Source organism: Microbacterium sp. NPDC087591, from assembly GCF_044743625.1.
Lineage (GTDB): Bacteria > Actinomycetota > Actinomycetes > Actinomycetales > Microbacteriaceae > Microbacterium.
The window spans coordinates 1-19,119 of record NZ_JBIUWU010000004.1; the positions used below are offsets into that span (position 1 = coordinate 1).

Here is a 19,119-nt window from a genome sequence, read left to right on the forward strand (position 1 = left end):
AGCGCCGATGGTACTGCAGGGGGGACCCTGTGGGAGAGTAGGACACCGCCGGACTTCTTTTAAGCAAATGGCCACCCATCGATGGGTGGCCATTTCGCGTTAACGCAGAAGTGCAACGAAGCAGATGAAGAGCCATCCCTCGCGGGGTGGCTCTTCGTCGTTAAGGGCGATGCGTCGTTAAGGGCGATGCGTCGTTAAGGGCGATGCGTCGTTGAGATGATCCGTCGTCGAGGCGGTTCGTCGCCACGGCCGCTGCGTCAGTGACGGATCGGCAGCCGCAGCGTGAGCACGGTGCCGGCGCCCTCGGCCGAGCGGACCGACACATCGCCGCCATGATGCCGCATCACGGTGGCGACCAGGGTCAGCCCGATGCCGGAACCGCTCACATCACGAGCGTTCTGCGCACGCGCGAGCTCGTCGAAGACGGTCGGCAGATCCCCGGCGGGGATCCCGCGTCCGGCATCCGCCACATCGATGACCGCCCAGCCGTCCTGCTCGCGCAGTCGTACCTCGATGGGCCCCTGCGTCGAGTACTTCGCGGCATTCGCCAGCACGTTGTCGACCGCGAGAGACAGCAGATCCAGGTCCGCGGTCAGCGGTGGTACCGGCCACGGCACCCGGGTGACGGTGAGTGAGATCCGTGCGCCCGCCGCCGGGTTCTGGATCGACAGAGCGGTGATGGCCTCGGCGAGCATCTGCTCGAGGTCGACCACTTCGCGTTCCAGGGGGCGGGTCTCCAGCTCCGCCAGCTTGCGGAGGTCTCGGACCAGAGCGCTCAACTTGGTCGCCTGAGCGTCGATGACGTGCCACTCGGCGACAGCGGAGTCTCCCTGCGCTGCGGCTGCGGCTGCGGCTGCGGTCGCGCGGATCGCGGTGAGCGGGTTCTTCAGTTCGTGGTCCAGACGTGCAAGGAACCGCTGATGATGGGCGCGCTCCTGCAGCGACGCCTGGGTCACGGCCTCGGTCACGGCGGTCTGCACTCGGGTCCGCGCCCGTCGTCGCGCGCGGTGGACGATCAGCATGACCGCCGGGATGGCCGAGACGAGGGCGCCAGCGATGAGCACGGCGCCGGGTAGCGCGAGGTCGATCGCCAGAAGGCGCGGATCACCCGCCGCGGCCATGGCGCCGGCGGTGATCGCGCACACGCCCACCGGCACGGCCGTCACCACTCCGAGTGCGAGACTGCGGCGGTCGGTCATGCGGACACCACCCGCGGCACGAAGAGGTAGCCCATGCTCTGCGCGGTCTCGATGAATCGTGCCTCCCCGGCAGAGTCGCCCAGCGCGCGCCGCAACTCCGCGATCCGGTGATCGACCGCACGGCTCGATGAGGCGAAGTCGAAGCCCCACAACGCGGACAGGAGCCGCTCGCGGGAGTGCACCTCCTGCGGATGCAGCATCAGGTACTCGAGCAGGGTCAGCGCCTTCGGGGTCAGTGTGAGTTCGATGTCGCCGCGCCAGACGCGGCGGGCCGTGCGGTCCAGGGTGACGTCCAGTGCACGAAGGCGCTGGGACGCACGGAGAGATCCGGCACCCTGTGAGCTGCGACGCAGCACGGCGCGGATGCGCGAGATCAGCTCGTGCGGATCGAAGGGCTTGTTCAGATAGTCGTCGGCGCCCTCGTCGAGCGCGGCACTGCGTTCCCACGACTCGCCGACCTGCGTCAGCAGGATGATGGGGAGCCACAGCTGACGCCCGCGGATCCGTCGGACGAACTCCCGCCCGTCCACATGGGGCATGATCACGTCGCACACGACCAGGTCGGGAACGTCCCGTTCCACTTCGGCCAGGCCTGCGCGCCCGTCTTCGGCGACGCGTACGTCGAAGCCGCTCCGCCCGAGGAACGCGGCCAGGGCACCGGTGATGGCCTCATCGTCGTCGACGAGCAGGATCCGCGGGCGCTCGGTCGCTTCGGCGATCATCAGCCGCGCCCGAGGGAGTTCGCGCTCCCACTGTCTTCCAGCACCGGCGTCGGCCCTGACCAGATGACCTGATTGGCGCTCCCGGAGACCGTCGCCGTGCCGATGGTTCCGGCGAAGACCACGGTGCCGGAGCCACGCAGCTGCAACCGGTCGACGTCGTCGGCGATCACGGCGCCGGCATCGATATCGATCACGAGGTCCGCGCACGCGCCCTCGACACGGATGATGGAACCATCCTGATCGAGCGGTCCGCGGGGGCAGGTCATGGTGATCGTGGCGGCCGCGGTGAGCCGCTCGCGTTCGGCCGCATTCGGCGCAGAGAGTTCCGACGCCTCAGCCGCGTCATCCGTCTGGTCCTCGCGCGGAGTCGTGCGTGGTGTGCTCTCGGTCTGCGGAGTCGAACCGGACTCCTGTGGTGCGGTCGCACGGTCACCCTCCGCGGCCGGATCGACGATGCTCACCGTGCATCCGGTGAGCAGCATCACCGCGACCACGAGGGGAGTCGTCGCGGCGATGTGCCGGGCTGCAGCGCGCATGTCATCCATCCTCTCGTGTCAGAAGGTCGCCGGGATGAAGATCTCGACGCGACGGTTGAGCTGGCGCCCTGCGGGGTTGTCGACGCCGTCGATCTCGTTGGCGGCCACAGGGCGGGTCTCGCCGAATCCCTCGGCGGTCAGCGCGGTGTGCACTCCGCGGTCCGTGAGGCCGTCGACCACGGCATCCGCACGGCGCTCCGACAGCGTCTGGTTCTCGGCGTCCGATCCGATGGCGTCCGTGTGGCCGGAGACCGATGCCTGGGCGACATCGAGCTCGGTGAGCACGTCGGCGACGGCATCCAGGGTCGCGGCGGCGTCGTCGCGGATGTCGCTCCTGTCGAAGTCGAACAGCACTCCGTCCTCGAACGTGAGCGTGGTTCCGCAGGACTCCAGCGGGGCGAGCGTGCCGAGCGGAGGGAACACGCCGAGCGTCGGCACGACCGGCAGCGGCTCCGCCTTCACCTGCTCGCCGTTCACCTGTGCGGTGCCGTCGCCGAAGTTCTGGATCGTGATGTCGCGGCTGGTGTAGGTGCCGGACCCGTCTCCGAAGTTCTGGATGGTCACGGCTCCCGCGTCGTAGTTGCCCGACCCGTCTCCGAAGTTCTGGATCGTGACCTCGCCGTCTGTGTAGTTGCCGGACCCGTCTCCGAAGATCTGCACCGTCTTGGTGCCGTCGGTGTAGTTGCCCGACCCGTCTCCGAAGTTCTGGATCGTGACCTCGCCGTCTGTGTAGTTGCCCGACCCATCGCCGAAGTTCTGGATCGTGACGCCGTTGATCGTGGACGTGCCCGATCCGTCGCCGAAGTTCTGCACGGTCCCGTCCGGTCCGGTGAAGGCGCCGGAGCCGTCGCCGTACAGCAGCGCGGTGCCGTTGCCGGAGATCACGGTTCCGCTCGCGTCACAGTGCGCCGGTGTCGCCGTGACGCCGGGGATGTCGTCGAGTGCGTCGTTGACCTCGATCGCGAACGCGGAGGCAGAGGAGTCCAGCAGCGACAGGTCGGGCAGGACGAAGAGCGGCACCGGCGGGAACTGGCCGACGTCGTAGCCGGGGACCGTGGCGACCGCGGATGCCGGCGCAGGGGGGAGCGTCGGTGTGGTGCTCGGCTTCGGTGCGGCGGTCGGCGTCGCGGCGCAACCGGTGACGACGAGGGCGGACAGGAGCCCGAGCGCGACGCCCTGGCGGCGACGGCGAGCGGCAGGCGAGGCGGTGCGTGCGGCGGTGGTCATGGATCGAGCGTATCCAGCCGTTGTGGCGACGATGTCGCGGACATGTCGCAAGCCTGCGACATCCGCACTCATCGCTTCACCCGCGACTCCAGCACCCCTGCGGTCTCGATCACGGCATCCGCCAGGGCCCGCTCCTCGAGTCCTTCGCCGCCCCAGGTGACCGCCACGGCGGCGACCGGCCATCCGGCGTGGTCACGAACCACGGCGCCGACAGACCGGAGCCCGTCGGCGACCTCGCTGTCTTCCACCGCATAGCCGCGTGCACGCACCTCGCGCAGGAGCTCGCGCAGTTCGGTGGGGCGCCGCGGTCCGAGCCCGGTGCGGTCGGGGAACGCCGATGCACTCGGGTACAGCGCGCGCACCTGCTCGCGGGGGAGGGCAGCCAGCATCGCCCGGCCGCTCGCGGTGAGGTGGGCGGGCAGTCGCACACCGACATCCGTCACGAGGGCGGGACGCCGGGGTGCGCGCTCCTCGACGATGTAGAGCACATCGCCCCCGCTCATCACGGCGAGGTGGGCGCTCTCACCGAGGCGGTCGGACAGGGCGGCGATCAGCGGCCTCCCCAGCCGGGCCAGCGGCTGCTGGCGGGTGTAGCCGCCCGCCAGCTCGAACGCCGAGGTACCGAGTCCCCACCGCTGCTCCTCGCGGAAGTGCAGCACGAAGCCGTGCGCCGACAGCGTGGTGAGCAGGTGATAGACCGTGGAGCGCGGCAGGTCGAGCTCCCGCGCGATCGCGGATGCCGCCACCGGCGCCGGACGCCCCGCCAGGTAGCTGAGGATGCGCAGCGTGTTCTCGGCCGCCGGTACCTGAGGCTCGGCCGCGCGTGCGGCAGTGCGGATGGCCGGGGCACTGTCTGGGATCACAGACACAGGATGTCATGATCCGCTGTCGCCGTCGACACGGCGGGTGTGGAATCAGAACATGACTGATCTTGCCCCTGTTCTCGTCGGTGCGGCGCCCCTCGCGCCCGCGGATGTCGTCGCCGTCGCACGGCTGGGCGCGCCGGTCGTCATCGACCCCGCAGCCCTCGCCCGTGTCGCCGAGACCCGCAGCGTGATCGACGGTCTCGCTGCGGACCCGCATCCGCACTACGGCGTCTCGACCGGTTTCGGTGCGCTCGCGACCACCTTCATCGCTCCGGATCGCCGTCTGCAGCTGCAGGCCAGCCTGATCCGCTCGCACGCGGCCGGCACCGGTCCGGAGGTCGAGCGCGAGGTCACGCGCGGGCTGCAGCTGCTGCGTCTGCAGACCCTCACCTCCGGGCGCACGGGTGTTCGGCCCGTCGTCGTCGAGACCTACGCCGCGATGCTCAATGCCGGCATCACGCCGATCGTGCGCGAGTACGGCTCGCTGGGATGCTCCGGCGACCTCGCCCCGCTCGCCCACATCGCGCTCGCGGCGATGGGTGAAGGGGATGTCCGCAACGCAGACGGCGCACTCCGGAGTGCCGCTGACGCGCTGCGCGCCGCCGGTATCGAGCCGCTCACCCTCGTCGAGAAGGAGGGCCTCGCCCTCATCAACGGCACCGATGGGATGCTCGGCACGCTGGTGCTCGCGCTGCACGATCTGCAGGAGCTGCTCCTCACCGCCGACATCGCCGCGGCCATGTCGATCGAGTCGCAGCTCGGCACCGACGCCGTGTTCGCGGCCGATCTGATGGCGCTGCGTCCGCAGACGGGACAGACGGAGTCCGCAGCGAACCTGCGCGCCTTCCTCGGCGACTCGCCGATGGTGGCCAGCCACAAGGGCCCAGACGACGGACGCGTGCAGGACGCCTACTCGCTGCGCTGCTCGCCACAGGTGCACGGCGCCGCGCGTGACACCATGGCCCACGCCGCCATGATCGCCGGCCGTGAACTCGCCAGCGTGATCGACAACCCGGTCATCACTCTCGACGGCCGGATCGAGTCCAACGGCAACTTCCACGGAGCGCCGGTGGCGGCGGTGCTCGACTTCCTCGCGATCTCGGTCGCGGATGTCGCGTCGGTCTCGGAGCGCCGCACGGACCGCGCCCTCGACCCCGCGCGCAGTCACGGGTTGCCGCCGTTCCTCGCCGATGAGGTGGGTGTCGACTCCGGGCTCATGATCGCGCAGTATGCCTCCGCGGGCATCGTCTCCGAGCTCAAGCGCCTCGCCGTGCCGGCATCCGTCGACTCGATCCCCTCGTCGGCGATGCAGGAGGACCACGTCTCGATGGGGTGGGCGGCCGCGCGCAAGCTGCGTCGCGCGATCGACGGCCTCGGCCGGGTGCTCGCGATCGAGATCTTGACCGGTGCGCGGGCGCTCGACCTGCGCGCACCGCTGCAGGCGGGGCCGGCCACCGGTGCCGTGCGTGACCTCGTGCGCACCGTGGCTGCCGGCCCCGGCCCTGACCGCTTCCTCTCGCCCGAGATGGAAGCCGTCGCCGAACTCGTCCAGTCGGGCGCCGTCGCCCGCATCGCAAAGGAGCACACCCATGGCTGAGTCCCCCGTATCCGGTCCTCGCGTCGTCCGCGCCGCGCGCGGCAACCAGCGCACTGCCAAGAGCTGGGGTGCCGAGGCCGCCAAGCGCATGCTGATGAACAACCTCGATCCCGAGGTCGCCGAGCACCCCGAAGACCTGGTCGTCTACGGCGGCACGGGCAAGGCCGCGCGCAGCTGGGAGGCGTACGACGCGATCGTGCGCACGCTCGACGAGCTCGAGCCGGACGAGACGCTGCTGGTGCAGTCCGGCAAGCCGGTCGGCGTGTTCCGCACGCACGAGTGGGCACCGCGCGTGCTGATCGCCAACTCGAACCTGGTCGGCGACTGGGCGACGTGGCCCGAGTTCCGCAAGCTCGAAGAGCTCGGCCTCATCATGTACGGGCAGATGACCGCCGGGTCCTGGATCTACATCGGCACCCAGGGCATCCTGCAGGGCACCTACGAGACCTTCGCCGCGGTCGCCCGCTCGCTCGGTCACGACTCGCTGCGCGGCACCCTCACCCTCACCGGCGGGGCCGGCGGCATGGGCGGCGCGCAGCCTCTGGCGGTGACGCTCAACGACGGGGCGGTGCTGATCGTCGACGTCGACGAATCGCGGCTGGCGCGTCGCCTGGAGCACGGCTACCTCGACGAGTACACGACCGACCTCGACGCCGCCGTGGCCCGCGTGGTCGCAGCCAAGGAGGCCGGCGAGGCGCTCTCGGTGGGCGTGGTCGGCAACGCCGCCGAGGTCTTTCCCGAGCTGCTGCGTCGCGGCGTGCCGATCGACGTCGTGACCGATCAGACGAGCGCGCACGACCCGCTGGCGTATCTGCCGATCGGCATCACGGTCGCGGACTGGAAGGCCGAGGCGGAGCGCGACCCGGAGGAGTTCACCCGCCGGGCACGCGAGTCGATGGCCGCTCACGTCGCCGCGATGGTGGCGTTCCAGGATGCCGGTGCCGCGGTGTTCGACTACGGCAACTCGATCCGTCGCGAGGCGGAGCTGGGCGGGTTCGACCGGGCGTTCGAGTTCCCCGGCTTCGTTCCGGCCTACATCCGTCCGCAGTTCGAGGAGGGACGCGGACCGTTCCGCTGGGCCGCGCTGTCGGGCGACCCCGAGGACATCTACAAGACCGACCGTGCGATCGCCGAGCTGTTCCCCGAGGATGCGGCGCTGCACCGCTGGCTGGAGAAGGCCGGCTCGACCGTGCACTTCGAGGGGCTGCCCGCCCGCATCTGCTGGCTCGGCTACAAGGAGCGGCACCTCGCCGGGCTGAAGTTCAACGAGATGGTGGCGTCGGGTGAGCTGTCGGCGCCCATCGTGATCGGCCGGGACCACCTGGACTCCGGTTCGGTCGCCTCGCCGTACCGCGAGACCGAGGCCATGAAGGACGGCTCCGACGCGATCGCCGACTGGCCGCTGCTGAACGCCCTGCTGAACACGGCCTCCGGCGCGTCCTGGGTCTCGCTGCACCACGGCGGCGGCGTCGGGATCGGCCGCTCGATCCACGCGGGTCAGGTCGCGGTCGCCGACGGCACCGCGCTCGCGGCCGAGAAGCTCGAGCGCGTGCTCACGAACGACCCCGGCACCGGCGTCATGCGCCACGTCGACGCCGGATACGAGCACGCTCGGGAGGTCGCGCGTGACCGCGGCCTCACGATCCCGATGCTCTGACACACTCGACATGATGATGAGAGGTCGCACCCTGCCGCTTCGCTCGTTCTGAAGCGGCAGGGTGCGACCTCTCACGGGGAGGAAGCGCCATGACCACGCTCATCAGGAACATCGGCGAACTGACGACCAACGTCGCCAGCGCGGAAGATCCGTGCGGGACGCTGCGGGATGCAGCCGTGCTGATCGACGGCGGGCGCATCGCCTGGGTCGGGGCGGCAGCGGATGCTCCGGTCGCCGACGAGTCGGTGGATGCCGGCGGCGCGGCAGTGATCCCCGGCTTCGTCGACAGCCACAGCCACCTGGTGTTCGGTGGCGACCGGGCGGCGGAGTTCGAGGCGCGCATGGCCGGGCAGAAGTATGCCGCCGGCGGCATCCGTTCCACCGTGGCCGCGACGCGGGCCGCGAGCGACGATGAGCTGCGTGCACGGCTGCGCGGATTCCTCGACGAGATGCTCGCGCAGGGGACCACGACCGTCGAGATCAAGAGCGGCTATGGGCTCAGCGTGGTCGACGAGGAACGACTTGTGCGGCTGGCAGCCGAGGTCACGCCCGAGGTCACCTTCCTCGGCGCGCACGTCGTGCCGGCGGAGTACGCCGACCGCCCCGATGACTATGTCGACCTGGTGACGGGACCGATGCTCGACGCCTGCGCGCCGCACTCCCGGTGGATCGACGTGTTCTGCGAGAGCGGTGCGTTCACGGTGCCGCAGTCCCGGCGGGTGCTTGAGGCGGGGAGCGCCCGCGGTCTCGCTCCCCGCGTGCACGCCAGCCAGCTCGGCCCTGGTGAGGGCGTACAGCTCGCCGTCGAGCTGGGCGCGGCCTCGATCGATCATGGCACCTACCTGACCGACGGCGACATCGCGGCGCTCGCCGCCTCCGACACCGTGCTCACCCTGCTCCCCGGAGTCGAGTTCTCGACGCGGCAGCCGTATCCCGATGCGCGCCGGCTGATCGACGCCGGCGTCACCGTGGCACTGGCGTGCGACACGAACCCCGGGTCGAGCTTCACCTCGTCCATGCCGTTCTGCATCGCGATCGCGGTGCGCGACATGGGGATGACGCCGGCCGAGGCCGTGTGGGCGGCGACCGCGGGCGGGGCCAGGGCGCTCCGCCGCGACGACGTGGGCCTGATCGCCCCGGGATCTCGCGCCGATCTGGTGCTGCTGGGTGCGCCGACGCGGATCCACCTCGCCTACCGCCCGGGCGTGCCACTGGTGCGCACGGTGTGGAAGGACGGCGTCGCCGTCGTGTGACCGGGACTCACGCGTCCGGGGCACCCGTCATCACCGGACGGCGTCGCTCAGAGCCTGCAGACGTTGCACCGGATCGCCGGTGATCACCAGGCTCCGTCGTACCGCGCCGTCCTGCTCCAGATCATCGAGCAGCTCGAGGAGCACGTCATCCATGGCCTCGCGAAGCTCCGGGTCCTCCTCAACGGGGACTCGGATCGGACGCGCGGCATCCAGGGGGACGACCGCGACCAGATCCACCGTGGCCAGCGACCGCTCGACGATCTGCGTCGCCCGTGCCAGAAGGGAACCACCGCTGCGTCCCAGCCGGTCCAACGCGGTCAGGTAGGCGAGGAAGTCCAGCGGCCCGCGCTCCGCGATCACATCGGACGCATCGGCCGTCGCCTCCAGGCGGGCGGCGGTGAGTCGCAGCTGCGCGGCGAAGCTCGCCTCGCCGGAGGGATCGTCGAGGTCGAGGTCCTCGAAGGGATCGCCCAGCACGCGGTAGTGCGGATGCGCGGCGTGAAAGTCCGCGATGAGAGTGCTCTTGCCGCTCCCGTGCGTGCCCGAGACGACGATCCTCATGGCCGCGCGGCCTGCCCGGCCAGCAGTTCCAGCACGCAGAGAGCAGCGAGGCGGACGGTGCGGGCGTCGTCGGTGTCGGCGGTCGCGTCGACCTCGGCCAGGTCGGCGCTGACCACGCGCGGGTCGGACGCCACGGCGCGGGTGAGGGCGCGCAGCTCCCACGCCTGCAGGCCGCCGGGCACGCTGGCCGGGCAGCCGGGGGCGACGGAGCGGTCGCACACGTCGACGTCGATGTCGAGATGTACGCGCGGGCCGGCACCCGCACCGGCGATCTCGAGAGCCTCGGCCACCACATCGTCGATGCCGCGGCGCCGCAGCTCGTCGAGTGTGATCACGCGGATGCCCCAGTCCGCCGCGCGCTGGGCGTAGGCGGCGGAGTTGGCGAAGTCCGCGATGCCGATCTGCACGATGCGCGTCGGGTCGATGCGCGCCGTGTCGAGCGCCGACGTCACCGGGACGTCTTCGACCAGGCGCCGCACGGGCGTGCCGTTGGAGATGCCGTCGCGCAGATCGAAGTGCGCGTCGAACGTGATGAGTCCGGTTGCCTGCGCGCCCAGCGCGACGGGGTAGGTGAGCGAGTTGTCGCCGCCGAGCGCGATCACGAGCCCGGTCGCCGCCGTGAGCTCGCGCACCCGTTCGATCACGGAAGCCTCGCCCGCGTCGCCGTCCGGCTCGGCGATGTCGCCGGCGTCCGTGATGCGCAGCCGCTCGTTCAGATCGACGATCGGCGGGCCCATCAGCGTGCTGCCGTACCGGGGGAGCGCATCGCGGATCGCCGCGGGCGTCGCGTGTGCGCCGGTCGGCGAGAGCGAGGTGCGCCAGGTCGGCACACCGAGCAGCACGGCATCGGCCGCACCGTCGAAGGCGGGCCAGGAGCCGGCGCGCGGCCAGAGAGCGTCGTGCGAGAGGGCCATGTCAGACTCCGGGGATCAGGGCGTGGGCGATGGTGAAGATCGCGAGGCCGGCGAGGGCCCCCACGAACGTGCCGTTCAGGCGGATGTACTGCAGGTCGCGACCGACCATGAGCTCGATCTTCTCGGTCGTCTCGGCGGGATCCCAGCGCTCGACGGTGTCGGTGATGATCGAGGCGATGTCGTGGCGGTAGCGGTCGACCAGGAAGACCGCGGCATCCGAGATCCAGGTGTCGACCCTGGTCTGCAGCGCGGCATCCGTGGTGAGGCGCTCGCCCACCTCTTGCAGCGCCTGCACGGCCCGGCGGCGCAGGCCGCTCTCGGGGTCGGTGAGAGCGGTGAGCAGACCGTTCTTCGCCGTGTTCCACGCCTCCGCGGCGAGGGCTCCGACGCGGGGGCTGTCGAACAGCGACGCCTTCGCGTTCTCGAGCTTGGCGCGGGTGGCGGGGTCGTTCTGCAGACTGTCGGCCAGTCGTGCCAGGTACCCGTCGACCGCGAGTCGCGCGGGGTGGTGCGGGTCGGCCTGCACGGCGTGCACGAACTTCACGGCCTCGTTGTAGACCGTGTCGTCGACGAAGCGGTGGGCGAGGCGCGGCACCCAGGAGGGCAGGCGGCGCGACACCAGGCCGCTGAACGACTCGGCGTTGACCTCCAGCCAGCGCGCGATGCTGTCGGCGGCGAGGTCGACGGCGCCGTGATGGGCGTCGGCCTCGACGATCTTCTCCAGCCACGCACCGGCGGGCGGGCCCCACTCCGGGGTGACGAGGTGCTCGCGGGCGAGGTCGGAGATCAGGTCGCGCACGTCATCGTCGCTCAGCGCATTCAGGATGGCCGTGGCGATGGTCGCCCCCTCGGCTCCGACGCGTTCGGCATGCGGGGCTTCGCGCAGCCACTCACCCGCGCGCTGGGCGATCGCCGTGCTCGACAGCTTGGTGCGCACCACGTCGGCGGCCAGGAAGTTCGTCTCGACGAACTCGCCGAGCGTGCGGCCGATCTCGTCCTTGCGGTTCGGGATGATCGCGGTGTGCGGGATGGGGAGCCCGAGCGGTCGGCGGAACAGCGCGGTCACGGCGAACCAGTCGGCCAGCGCGCCGACCATGCCGCCCTCGGCCGCGGCGCGCACGTACGCCAGCCACGGCTGGCGCTCCTGGAACATGAACGCGATCACGAACGCGACAGCCATGAAGAGCAGGGCGCCCAGCGCCACCGCCTTCATGCGGCGCAGCGCGCGCAGTCGGACCTGGTCGGAGGGGGACAGCATCGCCATCGGTGTTCGCGGCATGCCGCCATCCTCGCACGCGGGTGCGACGGTTGCGGCCGGCATCCGCGAGGCGGAGTCTCGTCGGCGAGACGTCTATAAAACTCAGGACGGAAGAGAGTGGAGGGGCCCATCGGCCGTGGTGTGCGGGATCCGCGGGCGGGATGTCCTGAGTGGGGGACGACGGAGGTGCCGATCCAGGTCGTGCGTCGCGGAGTACCCTCGGAGGGTGATCGAAGACATCAAGAAGCGCGCCCTGCACCGCACCAGCATCCTCGAGGGTCAGATGCGCGGCGTCGCGCGGATGATCGAGAACGAGGAGTACTGCATGGACATCATCACGCAGTCGCGTGCCATCCAGCGCTCTCTGGAGTCCCTCAACCGCCTGCTGCTCGAGAACCATCTGCGCACCCATGTCACGCACATGTTCGAAGAGGGTGGCGAAGAGCGGGACAAGGCGGTCCTCGAACTGCTCAAGGCCTTCGACTTCGACCGCAAGTAGGGCATTCGGAACCGGGCACGACACAGCGCCCCGACTGGATCGTCGAGGCGCTGCGCGGTGATTCACTTGCCGCTGTCGAAGACCTCGCCCTCCATGGCGTCGTAGCCCTCGGCCTGCGGGTCCCCGTGCGAACCGCCCGAGAGCGCGTACTCCTCCTCGGGAGAGAGCACGAGGCGGTGGCGGAAGAACAGCGCGAACCCGAGCAGGATGACGACGTAGACGATCGCGATCGCGATGATCGCCGGTCCGAAGGTCGGGTTGAGCAGGAAGCCCACGAAGATCAGCGCGGCGATCACCAGCGCGACGGCCGCACCGGGGATGCCCCACGGGCTGCGGTACGGGCGGTCGACGTCCGGGTACTTCTTGCGCAGGATCATGAACGAGATCAGCTGGAGACCGTAGGCGAGCACGGCGCCCCAGACGGCGATGTTCAGCACGATCGCTCCGGCGACGGTGCCCGCCCCCTCCGCGTCGACCGCGGCGAGGACGTCGAGCACGATGAGGGCGACGAAGCCGATCGCGGCACCCACGACGAGGGCGACCCACGGGGTCTGGCGCTTGCCGGTCAGCGACAGGAAACGCGGGTAATAGCCGGCGCGGGACAGCGAGTACATGTTGCGGCCGTAGGCGAACATGATCCCCTGCAGCGACGCGAGCAGACCGATCAGCGCGAACAGGGCGAGCACGGCGGCGAGCTGGTCTCCGACGATGGCGCGGAAGCCGTCGAGCAGCGGCTCCCCGGCCGTCCCGGTCGCCTCGGCGCCGATGACACCCGTGTTGAGGAACAGCACCAGGAGTCCGGTGACGATGAGCGTGCCGCGTGCCCAGAATCCGGCCTTCGGGATGTCGCGCGTCGGGTTGTGCGACTCCTCGGCCGCGAGCGGCAGCTCCTCGATGCCGAGGAAGAACCACATCGCGAAGGGCAGCGCGAACAGGATCGGCAGCACACCGTGCGGCAGGAACTCGGTCTGTCCCTCATCGGGGACGATGTCCCACAGGGCATCCCAGCTGAACGCGCCGGAGAAGATGGCCATCAGCGAGAACACCAGGATGATGCCGATCGAGATGATCGAGACCACGATCGCGAAGCGGAACGAGATCGCCGCTCCCGCCGAGTTCAGGGCGATGAAGACGATGTAGAGGATGAGGTACCAGGCCCATCCCGGCAGTTCGAGACCCAGCAGCTCGCTCGTGATGCCGTTGGCATACGACGCCGAGAAGTAGACGATCACCGCCGTGGTCGCCACGTACTCGATGGTCTCCGCGGCTCCCGTCACCAGGCCGCCCCACGGGCCCATCGCAGAGCGCGCGAACGAATAGGCGCCGCCGGTGTGCGGCATTGCGGCCGCCATCTCCCCGATCGCGAAGATCATGCCGTAGTACATGACCACCAGGATCACGAAGGCGATCAGCATGCCGCCGAAGCCGGCGAAGTCGATGCCGAAGTTCCAGCCGGAGAAGTCGCCGGAGATCACGGCGGCGACGGCGAGGCCCCACAGGCCCCAGACCCCGGCCGACCGCTTGAGGGTCCGTTTCTCGAAATACTCGCTGCCGGCGCGTGTATAGGTCGCTCCGGCGACCTTGCGGGCACCGCTGTTCTGTCCAGACATCCGTTCTCCGCTCGCTGAAGTACAGGCGCCGGGTGCACCTTGGGCATGATTGTGGCAGTCAATGGTGGTTTCGTCTACCTTTAAACGCGACAGTGATCTACTCTGATGGCGAAGCCGGTCGGTCGATCGCTTCACCACGACGACGGGAGCGAGAAGATGTCGGGAAACCTCAGCATCGAGCAGCTGGATGCCGGCATCGCCGCCGGCGAGATCGACACGGTGATCGTGGCCTTCGCCGATGCGCAGGGACGACTGGTGGGAAAGAGGGTGTCCGCTCGCCTGTTCCAGGAGGACATCCTGCATCACGGCGCCGAGGCATGCGACTACCTGCTCTCGGTCGATGTCGACATGAACACGGTCGACGGCTACGCGATGTCGGGGTGGAACCGCGGCTATGGCGACATGGTGCTGCGTCCCGATGTCGCGACCCTGCGGCGGATGCCGTGGCTCGAGGGCAGCGTGCTGATCATGGCCGACCTGGTCTGGCAGAACGGCGACCCCGTCGGGCCCTCGCCGCGCGCGATCCTCGACCGGCAGCGCGACCGACTCGCCGAGCGCGGATGGACGGCATTCTCGGGCACAGAGCTCGAGTTCATCGTGTTCGAGAACACCTACCGCGACGCCTGGGCGCGCAAGTACGAGGGACTGACGCCGGCCACCGACTACAACGTCGACTACAACCTGCAGGCCTCGACCCGCATGGAGCCCTTGCTGCGCGACATCCGCCTCGGGATGGACGGCGCGGGTCTCTACTGCGAGGGCGTGAAGGGGGAGTGCAACCTCGGCCAGCAGGAGATCGCGTTCCGCTACGCCGAGGTGCGCGAGACGGCCGATCAGCACGTGATCTACAAGAATGGGGCCAAGGAGATCGCCGCCCAGCACGGGCAGTCGCTCACCTTCATGGCGAAGTTCAACGAGCGCGAGGGCAACAGCTGCCACATCCACCTGTCGCTGCGTGCCGAAGACGGGACCCCGGTCATGGCCGGCGACGGCGAGCATGGCTTCAGTCCCGTCATGGAGCACTGGATCGCCGGGATCCTCGCCACTCTGCGCGAGTTCACGCTGCTCTATGCGCCCAACATCAACTCCTACAAGCGCTTCGCCAAGGGCAGCTTCGCCCCGACCGGCGTGGCCTGGGGCATCGACAACCGCACCTGCGCGCTGCGCGTGATCGGCAGCGGATCGGGGCTCCGGGTCGAGAACCGCGTGCCCGGCGGAGACGTGAACCCGTACATGGGCATCTCGGCGATCATCGCCGGTGGCCTGTACGGCATCGAGAACGAGCTGGCCCTGCCCGAGCGCTTCGAGGGCAACGCCTACGAGGCCGGCGTCGACCACCTGCCGACGACCTTGCGCGAGGCGGCGCAGCTGTTCAGCGAGTCGACCATCGCCAGGGCGGCGTTCGGCGACGACGTCGTGGACCACTATCTGAACCAGGCGCGCATCGAGCTGGAAGCCTACGATGCCGCCGTGACCGACTGGGAGCGCGTCCGTGGCTTCGAGAGGCTCTGAGAGCGCGCCGCTGGTCGGCATCACCACCTACCTCGAGCGGGCGCAGCAGGGCGTCTGGGATGTGCGGGCCGCATTCCTGCCCGAGCAGTACCTGACCGGCGTGACATCGGCCGGCGGCATCGCGCTGCTGCTGCCGCCACAGGACCCCGATACGGCGGATGCCGCGATCGCCGGGCTCGACGGCCTGATCCTGTCGGGCGGCGCGGACGTGGCGCCCGAGCTGTACGGCGCGGAGCGGCATCCGACGACCGATCCCGCCCGCGTCGACCGGGATGCCTGGGAGCTCGCGCTGTTCCGTGCGGCGGAGCGCCGGCGCATCCCGGTGCTCGCGATCTGCCGCGGGCTGCAACTGGTCAACGTCGCCCGTGGCGGGACCCTGCAGCAGCACCTGCCGGAGTCGCTGGGCACCGAGCGCTACCGGATCGGCGGAGGGGTCTTCGCCGAGAACCAGGTCGCGGTCGCCCGAGGCACCGCGCTCGCCGAGGTGCTCGGAGAGGACTCCGTCTCGGTGCGCAGCTACCACCACCAGGGCATCGACCGGCTGGGCGAGGGGCTCATCGCCGCGGCGCACTCCGACGACGGACTGGTGCAGGCCTTCGTCGACACCCAGGGCGGCGGCCACGTGGTCGGCATCCAATGGCACCCCGAGGAGGATGCCGAGGACCGGCGCCTCTTCCAGGATCTCGTCACACAGGCCCGCGCGTTCGCGCGGCAGAAGGAAGGCACGTCATGACCGCGTTCACGGTGATCAACCCGTCGACGGGAGCATCCATCCGCGAGGTGGCCCGCGCGGGAGTGGCCGAGACGGATGCCGCGATCGCCCGCGCCGTCGCGGCGCAGCGGCGTTGGGCGGCGCTCGCCCCGGTGGCGCGCGCCGATGCGCTGCGCGCGTTCGCCCGCGCGGTCGAAGGCGCCACCGAGGAACTGGCGCAGCTCGAGGTGCTCAACTCCGGGCATCCGATCGGGTCCGCCCGCTGGGAGGCCGGACACGTCGCCCAGGTGCTCAACTACTACTCCGCCGACCCCGAGCGGCTGTCCGGCCGCCAGATCCCGGTGTCCGGCGGGCTCGACGTGACCTTCCACGACCCGTACGGCGTGGTGGGGGTGATCGTGCCGTGGAACTTCCCGATGACGATCGCCGCGTGGGCGTTCGCGCCGGCGCTCGCCGCGGGCAACGCCGTGGTGCTCAAGCCCGCAGAGCTGACGCCGCTGACCGCCATCCGTCTCGGCGAGCTCGCGCACGAGGCCGGGCTGCCGGAGGGCTTGTTCGAGGTCGTCACCGGCTCGGGTTCCGTCGTCGGACAGCGTCTGGTCGACCACCCCGATGTGCGCAAGGTCGTGTTCACCGGCTCCACCGAGGTGGGCATCGAGGTCGCCGCCGGATGCGCGCGGGCGCTGAAGCCGGTGACCCTGGAGCTCGGCGGCAAGAGCGCCAACATCGTGTTCGAGGACGCGGATCTCGAGCGCGCTGCCGCGGCGGTGCCGGGGTCGGTGTTCGACAACGCCGGTCAGGACTGCTGCGCCCGCAGCCGCCTGCTGGTGCAGCGCTCGGTCTACGACCGGTTCCTCGAGCTGCTCGAGCCCGCGGTCGCCGCCTGGCGCGTGGGGGACCCGGCCGCTGATGACACCGATATGGGACCGCTCATCTCCGCAGGCCACCGTGACACCGTCGCCGGCTTCCTCGACGGGGCGGACATCGCGTTCCGCGGGACGGCACCCCAGGGCGACGGCTTCTGGTTCGCGCCGGCCGTCGTGCTCGCGCAGCCGGGAGACCGCATCGCGCAGCAGGAGATCTTCGGTCCCGTCGTGGCCGTGATGCCGTTCGAGGACGAGGCGGATGCGATCCGTCTCGCCAACGACACCATCTACGGTCTCGCGGGTTCGCTGTGGACCGAGAACCTCGGGCGCGCCGTGCGCGTGGCGCGCGGTGTGCGCAGTGGCGTGCTGTCGGTGAACTCGCACTCCTCGGTCCGCTACGCGACCCCGTTCGGCGGGATGAAGGCCTCCGGCCTCGGGCGCGAACTCGGGCCGGATGCGGCCGAGCATTTCACCGAGACCAAGAACGTCTTCTTCGCCACCGACCCCCACTGATCCCCGACCCCACTGATCCCCTCTCGGAGGAACCATGAGCATCGATCTGACCCAGCGACTCCGCGACAAGGTCGCCATCATCACCGGCGGGGCGAGCGGCATCGGCTTCGCGACCGCGCAGCGCTTCGCCGCCGAAGGCGCGTTCGTCGTGATCGCCGATGTCGATCCCACGTCCGGCGAGGCGGCGGCGGCGCAGGTCGGCGGGGTGTTCCGTCCCGTGGACGTGGCGGATGAGGCGAAGGTGAACGCGCTGTTCGACGGCGTCGCCGCGGAGTTCGGCCACATCGACATCGCCTTCAACAACGCCGGCATCTCGCCCGCCGACGACGACTCGATCGAGACGACCGAGCTGCCGGCCTGGGACCGCGTGCAGGACGTGAATCTGAAGAGCGTGTACCTGTGCAGCAGGGCGGCGCTGCGCCACATGGTGCCCGCCGGTCGCGGCTCGATCATCAACACCGCCTCGTTCGTGGCGCTGCTCGGCTCGGCCACTTCGCAGATCAGCTACACCGCTTCGAAGGGCGGAGTGCTGGCCATGTCGCGCGAGCTCGGGGTGCAGTTCGCCCGACAGGGAGTGCGCGTGAACGCGCTGTGCCCCGGGCCGGTGAACACCCCGCTGCTGCAGGAGCTCTTCGCGAAGGATCCTGAGCGTGCACAGCGGCGCCTGGTGCATGTGCCGATGGGGCGGTTCGCGGAGCCGGAAGAACTCGCCGCGGCGGTCGCCTTCCTCGCCTCGGACGACTCGTCGTTCATCACCGCGAGCGCCTTCGTCGTCGACGGCGGCATCACCAACGCCTACGTCACCCCGCTGTGAGATCCGCCCACCTCGCTGTGACAAGGTGAGAGCATGAGCGAGCACCCCGTGGACGGCGACCTGGTCGAGGTCCGTCGCGCGGTCTACCGGCCGCTTCGCCGGGGCAACGCCCTGGAGGACACGGTGGCGCGACTCGTGCAGACGATCCGTCTCGGCGTGGTCGCTCCGGGGGAGTCGCTGCCCCCGGAGCGCGAGCTCGCCGCCTCGTTCGAGGTGAGCCGCGACACCGTGCGCGAGGCGATCAAGGAGCTGGCCGATGCGGGCTACCTGATCGCGCGGCGCGGCCGCTACGGCGGCACGTTCGTGGCGGATCCGCTGCCGCAGCCCGCGGAGTCCACCGGGGTGACGGCCGCGGAGCTGGATGACGTGCTCGGGCTCCGTCGTGTGCTCGAGACCGGTGCCGCACGGGCTGCCGCAAGCCGCTCGCTGGACGCGGCGACCAGGGCGGATCTGTGGGCGCGCCACGAGGCCGCACTCCCGGCCGGGCCCGAGGAGTACCGCCGCCTGGACACCCTGTTCCATCTCGCGATCGCCGAAGCCGCCGGCATCCCCTCGCTGGTCGCGCTCGCCGCCGAGAACCGCGCCGATGTGAACGCCTGGCTCGACACCTTCCCCCTCATGCCGCGCAACATCCAGCACTCCGGCGAACAGCACGAGCGCATCGTCACGGCGATCCTGGCCGGGCGGCCCGAAGCGGCCGAAGACGCCATGCGCGACCACCTCGCCGGGTCCGAGGCACTGCTGCGCGGCTTCCTGGTCTGAGCCGACCCGGTCGGGTGAGGTCGGTCGGTGTTGGTCGGGTG

General features: G+C 70.2%; 18 protein-coding genes. 9 read left to right on the forward strand and 9 right to left on the reverse strand.

Features of this window, described 5'->3' with window-relative positions; all coding sequences use genetic code 11:
- Window positions 1-257 precede the first annotated feature (257 nt).
- The 5 genes from ACIOVG_RS17745 to ACIOVG_RS17765 form a co-directional block, all read right to left on the reverse strand.
- A complete protein-coding gene (locus ACIOVG_RS17745) occupies window positions 258-1,199 on the reverse strand; it encodes a sensor histidine kinase (protein ID WP_400876452.1) in 942 nt (313 codons plus the stop codon).
- Window positions 1,196-1,921, reverse strand: a complete 726-nt coding sequence (locus tag ACIOVG_RS17750; protein WP_400876455.1) for a response regulator transcription factor — start codon at window positions 1,919-1,921, stop codon at window positions 1,196-1,198. The genes ACIOVG_RS17745 and ACIOVG_RS17750 overlap by 4 nt, the downstream gene beginning before the upstream one ends.
- Window positions 1,921-2,457, reverse strand: a complete 537-nt coding sequence (locus ACIOVG_RS17755; RefSeq protein WP_400876458.1) for a hypothetical protein — start codon at window positions 2,455-2,457, stop codon at window positions 1,921-1,923. Before ACIOVG_RS17755 ends, ACIOVG_RS17750 begins: the two co-directional genes overlap by 1 nt.
- Window positions 2,458-2,475: 18 nt before the next feature.
- Window positions 2,476-3,684, reverse strand: a complete 1,209-nt coding sequence (locus ACIOVG_RS17760; RefSeq protein ID WP_400876461.1) for an OmpA family protein — start codon at window positions 3,682-3,684, stop codon at window positions 2,476-2,478.
- A 68-nt stretch (window positions 3,685-3,752) separates the two neighbouring features.
- Window positions 3,753-4,547, reverse strand: coding sequence for an IclR family transcriptional regulator (locus ACIOVG_RS17765; RefSeq protein WP_400876464.1), 795 nt, complete (start codon window positions 4,545-4,547; stop codon window positions 3,753-3,755).
- A gap of 58 nt (window positions 4,548-4,605) precedes the next feature.
- Here ACIOVG_RS17765 and hutH point away from each other — a divergent pair, with 58 nt between their 5' ends.
- The 3 genes from hutH (at window position 4,606) to hutI (ending at window position 9,057) form a co-directional block, all read left to right on the forward strand.
- Complete coding sequence (gene hutH, locus ACIOVG_RS17770) at window positions 4,606-6,147, forward strand: histidine ammonia-lyase (protein ID WP_400876467.1); 1,542 nt, start codon at window positions 4,606-4,608, stop codon at window positions 6,145-6,147.
- Entirely contained in the window at window positions 6,140-7,804 is a 1,665-nt protein-coding gene (gene hutU, locus ACIOVG_RS17775) for a urocanate hydratase (RefSeq protein WP_400876470.1), read from the forward strand. The genes hutH and hutU overlap by 8 nt, the downstream gene beginning before the upstream one ends.
- Before the next feature lie 89 nt (window positions 7,805-7,893).
- Window positions 7,894-9,057: an imidazolonepropionase gene (hutI, locus tag ACIOVG_RS17780; RefSeq protein ID WP_400876473.1), complete on the forward strand. Its 1,164-nt coding sequence runs from the start codon at window positions 7,894-7,896 to the stop codon at window positions 9,055-9,057.
- A 30-nt stretch (window positions 9,058-9,087) separates the two neighbouring features.
- Here hutI and ACIOVG_RS17785 read toward each other — a convergent pair whose 3' ends face one another.
- The 3 genes from ACIOVG_RS17785 to ACIOVG_RS17795 are packed head-to-tail and all read right to left on the reverse strand — an operon-like array spanning window position 9,088 to window position 11,811.
- A complete protein-coding gene (locus ACIOVG_RS17785; RefSeq protein WP_400876476.1) occupies window positions 9,088-9,618 on the reverse strand; it encodes an AAA family ATPase in 531 nt (176 codons plus the stop codon).
- On the reverse strand, window positions 9,615-10,532 hold the full coding sequence (locus tag ACIOVG_RS17790; protein ID WP_400876479.1) for an agmatinase family protein: 918 nt from the start codon (window positions 10,530-10,532) through the stop codon (window positions 9,615-9,617). The genes ACIOVG_RS17785 and ACIOVG_RS17790 overlap by 4 nt, the downstream gene beginning before the upstream one ends.
- Before the next feature lies 1 nt (window position 10,533).
- On the reverse strand, window positions 10,534-11,811 hold the full coding sequence (locus ACIOVG_RS17795; RefSeq protein WP_400876482.1) for a DUF445 domain-containing protein: 1,278 nt from the start codon (window positions 11,809-11,811) through the stop codon (window positions 10,534-10,536).
- A gap of 205 nt (window positions 11,812-12,016) precedes the next feature.
- Between ACIOVG_RS17795 and ACIOVG_RS17800 the strand changes: the two genes are divergently transcribed.
- Window positions 12,017-12,289: a metal-sensitive transcriptional regulator gene (locus ACIOVG_RS17800; protein ID WP_247631279.1), complete on the forward strand. Its 273-nt coding sequence runs from the start codon at window positions 12,017-12,019 to the stop codon at window positions 12,287-12,289.
- 62 nt (window positions 12,290-12,351) lie between these two features.
- Here the strand turns inward: ACIOVG_RS17800 and ACIOVG_RS17805 are convergent, their stop codons facing one another.
- Window positions 12,352-13,899: an amino acid permease gene (locus ACIOVG_RS17805; protein WP_400876485.1), complete on the reverse strand. Its 1,548-nt coding sequence runs from the start codon at window positions 13,897-13,899 to the stop codon at window positions 12,352-12,354.
- A gap of 105 nt (window positions 13,900-14,004) precedes the next feature.
- Between ACIOVG_RS17805 and ACIOVG_RS17810 the strand changes: the two genes are divergently transcribed.
- The 5 genes from ACIOVG_RS17810 to ACIOVG_RS17830 are packed head-to-tail and all read left to right on the forward strand — an operon-like array spanning window position 14,005 to window position 19,078.
- Window positions 14,005-15,411 carry a glutamine synthetase family protein gene (locus tag ACIOVG_RS17810; RefSeq protein WP_400876487.1) on the forward strand — a complete coding sequence of 469 codons (1,407 nt, stop codon included), beginning with the start codon at window positions 14,005-14,007 and terminating at the stop codon, window positions 15,409-15,411.
- Window positions 15,392-16,144 (forward strand): gamma-glutamyl-gamma-aminobutyrate hydrolase family protein, encoded by a 753-nt coding sequence (locus ACIOVG_RS17815; RefSeq protein WP_400876490.1) that lies wholly within the window; start codon window positions 15,392-15,394, stop codon window positions 16,142-16,144. The genes ACIOVG_RS17810 and ACIOVG_RS17815 overlap by 20 nt, the downstream gene beginning before the upstream one ends.
- Window positions 16,141-17,502: an aldehyde dehydrogenase family protein gene (locus tag ACIOVG_RS17820; protein ID WP_400876493.1), complete on the forward strand. Its 1,362-nt coding sequence runs from the start codon at window positions 16,141-16,143 to the stop codon at window positions 17,500-17,502. Before ACIOVG_RS17815 ends, ACIOVG_RS17820 begins: the two co-directional genes overlap by 4 nt.
- Window positions 17,503-17,536: 34 nt before the next feature.
- Window positions 17,537-18,316 carry a 3-oxoacyl-ACP reductase gene (locus ACIOVG_RS17825; protein WP_400876496.1) on the forward strand — a complete coding sequence of 260 codons (780 nt, stop codon included), beginning with the start codon at window positions 17,537-17,539 and terminating at the stop codon, window positions 18,314-18,316.
- A 33-nt stretch (window positions 18,317-18,349) separates the two neighbouring features.
- Window positions 18,350-19,078, forward strand: coding sequence for a FadR/GntR family transcriptional regulator (locus ACIOVG_RS17830; protein ID WP_400876498.1), 729 nt, complete (start codon window positions 18,350-18,352; stop codon window positions 19,076-19,078).
- Window positions 19,079-19,119: the final 41 nt, after the last annotated feature.

Bases quoted from the DNA above. Each gene is read 5' to 3' on its own strand.
- hutI (WP_400876473.1), top strand. From the start codon at position 7,894: ATGACCACGCTCATCAGGAACATCGGCGAACTGACGACCAACGTCGCC.
- ACIOVG_RS17750 (WP_400876455.1), bottom strand. From the start codon at position 1,921: ATGATCGCCGAAGCGACCGAGCGCCCGCGGATCCTGCTCGTCGACGAC.
- ACIOVG_RS17820 (WP_400876493.1), top strand. From the start codon at position 16,141: ATGACCGCGTTCACGGTGATCAACCCGTCGACGGGAGCATCCATCCGC.
- hutH (WP_400876467.1), top strand. From the start codon at position 4,606: ATGACTGATCTTGCCCCTGTTCTCGTCGGTGCGGCGCCCCTCGCGCCC.
- ACIOVG_RS17825 (WP_400876496.1), top strand. From the start codon at position 17,537: ATGAGCATCGATCTGACCCAGCGACTCCGCGACAAGGTCGCCATCATC.
- ACIOVG_RS17830 (WP_400876498.1), top strand. From the start codon at position 18,350: ATGAGCGAGCACCCCGTGGACGGCGACCTGGTCGAGGTCCGTCGCGCG.
- ACIOVG_RS17745 (WP_400876452.1), bottom strand. From the start codon at position 1,199: ATGACCGACCGCCGCAGTCTCGCACTCGGAGTGGTGACGGCCGTGCCG.
- ACIOVG_RS17795 (WP_400876482.1), bottom strand. From the start codon at position 11,811: ATGCCGCGAACACCGATGGCGATGCTGTCCCCCTCCGACCAGGTCCGA.
- ACIOVG_RS17760 (WP_400876461.1), bottom strand. From the start codon at position 3,684: ATGACCACCGCCGCACGCACCGCCTCGCCTGCCGCTCGCCGTCGCCGC.
- ACIOVG_RS17805 (WP_400876485.1), bottom strand. From the start codon at position 13,899: ATGTCTGGACAGAACAGCGGTGCCCGCAAGGTCGCCGGAGCGACCTAT.
- ACIOVG_RS17790 (WP_400876479.1), bottom strand. From the start codon at position 10,532: ATGGCCCTCTCGCACGACGCTCTCTGGCCGCGCGCCGGCTCCTGGCCC.
- ACIOVG_RS17785 (WP_400876476.1), bottom strand. From the start codon at position 9,618: ATGAGGATCGTCGTCTCGGGCACGCACGGGAGCGGCAAGAGCACTCTC.
- ACIOVG_RS17810 (WP_400876487.1), top strand. From the start codon at position 14,005: ATGGCGAAGCCGGTCGGTCGATCGCTTCACCACGACGACGGGAGCGAG.
- hutU (WP_400876470.1), top strand. From the start codon at position 6,140: ATGGCTGAGTCCCCCGTATCCGGTCCTCGCGTCGTCCGCGCCGCGCGC.
- ACIOVG_RS17755 (WP_400876458.1), bottom strand. From the start codon at position 2,457: ATGCGCGCTGCAGCCCGGCACATCGCCGCGACGACTCCCCTCGTGGTC.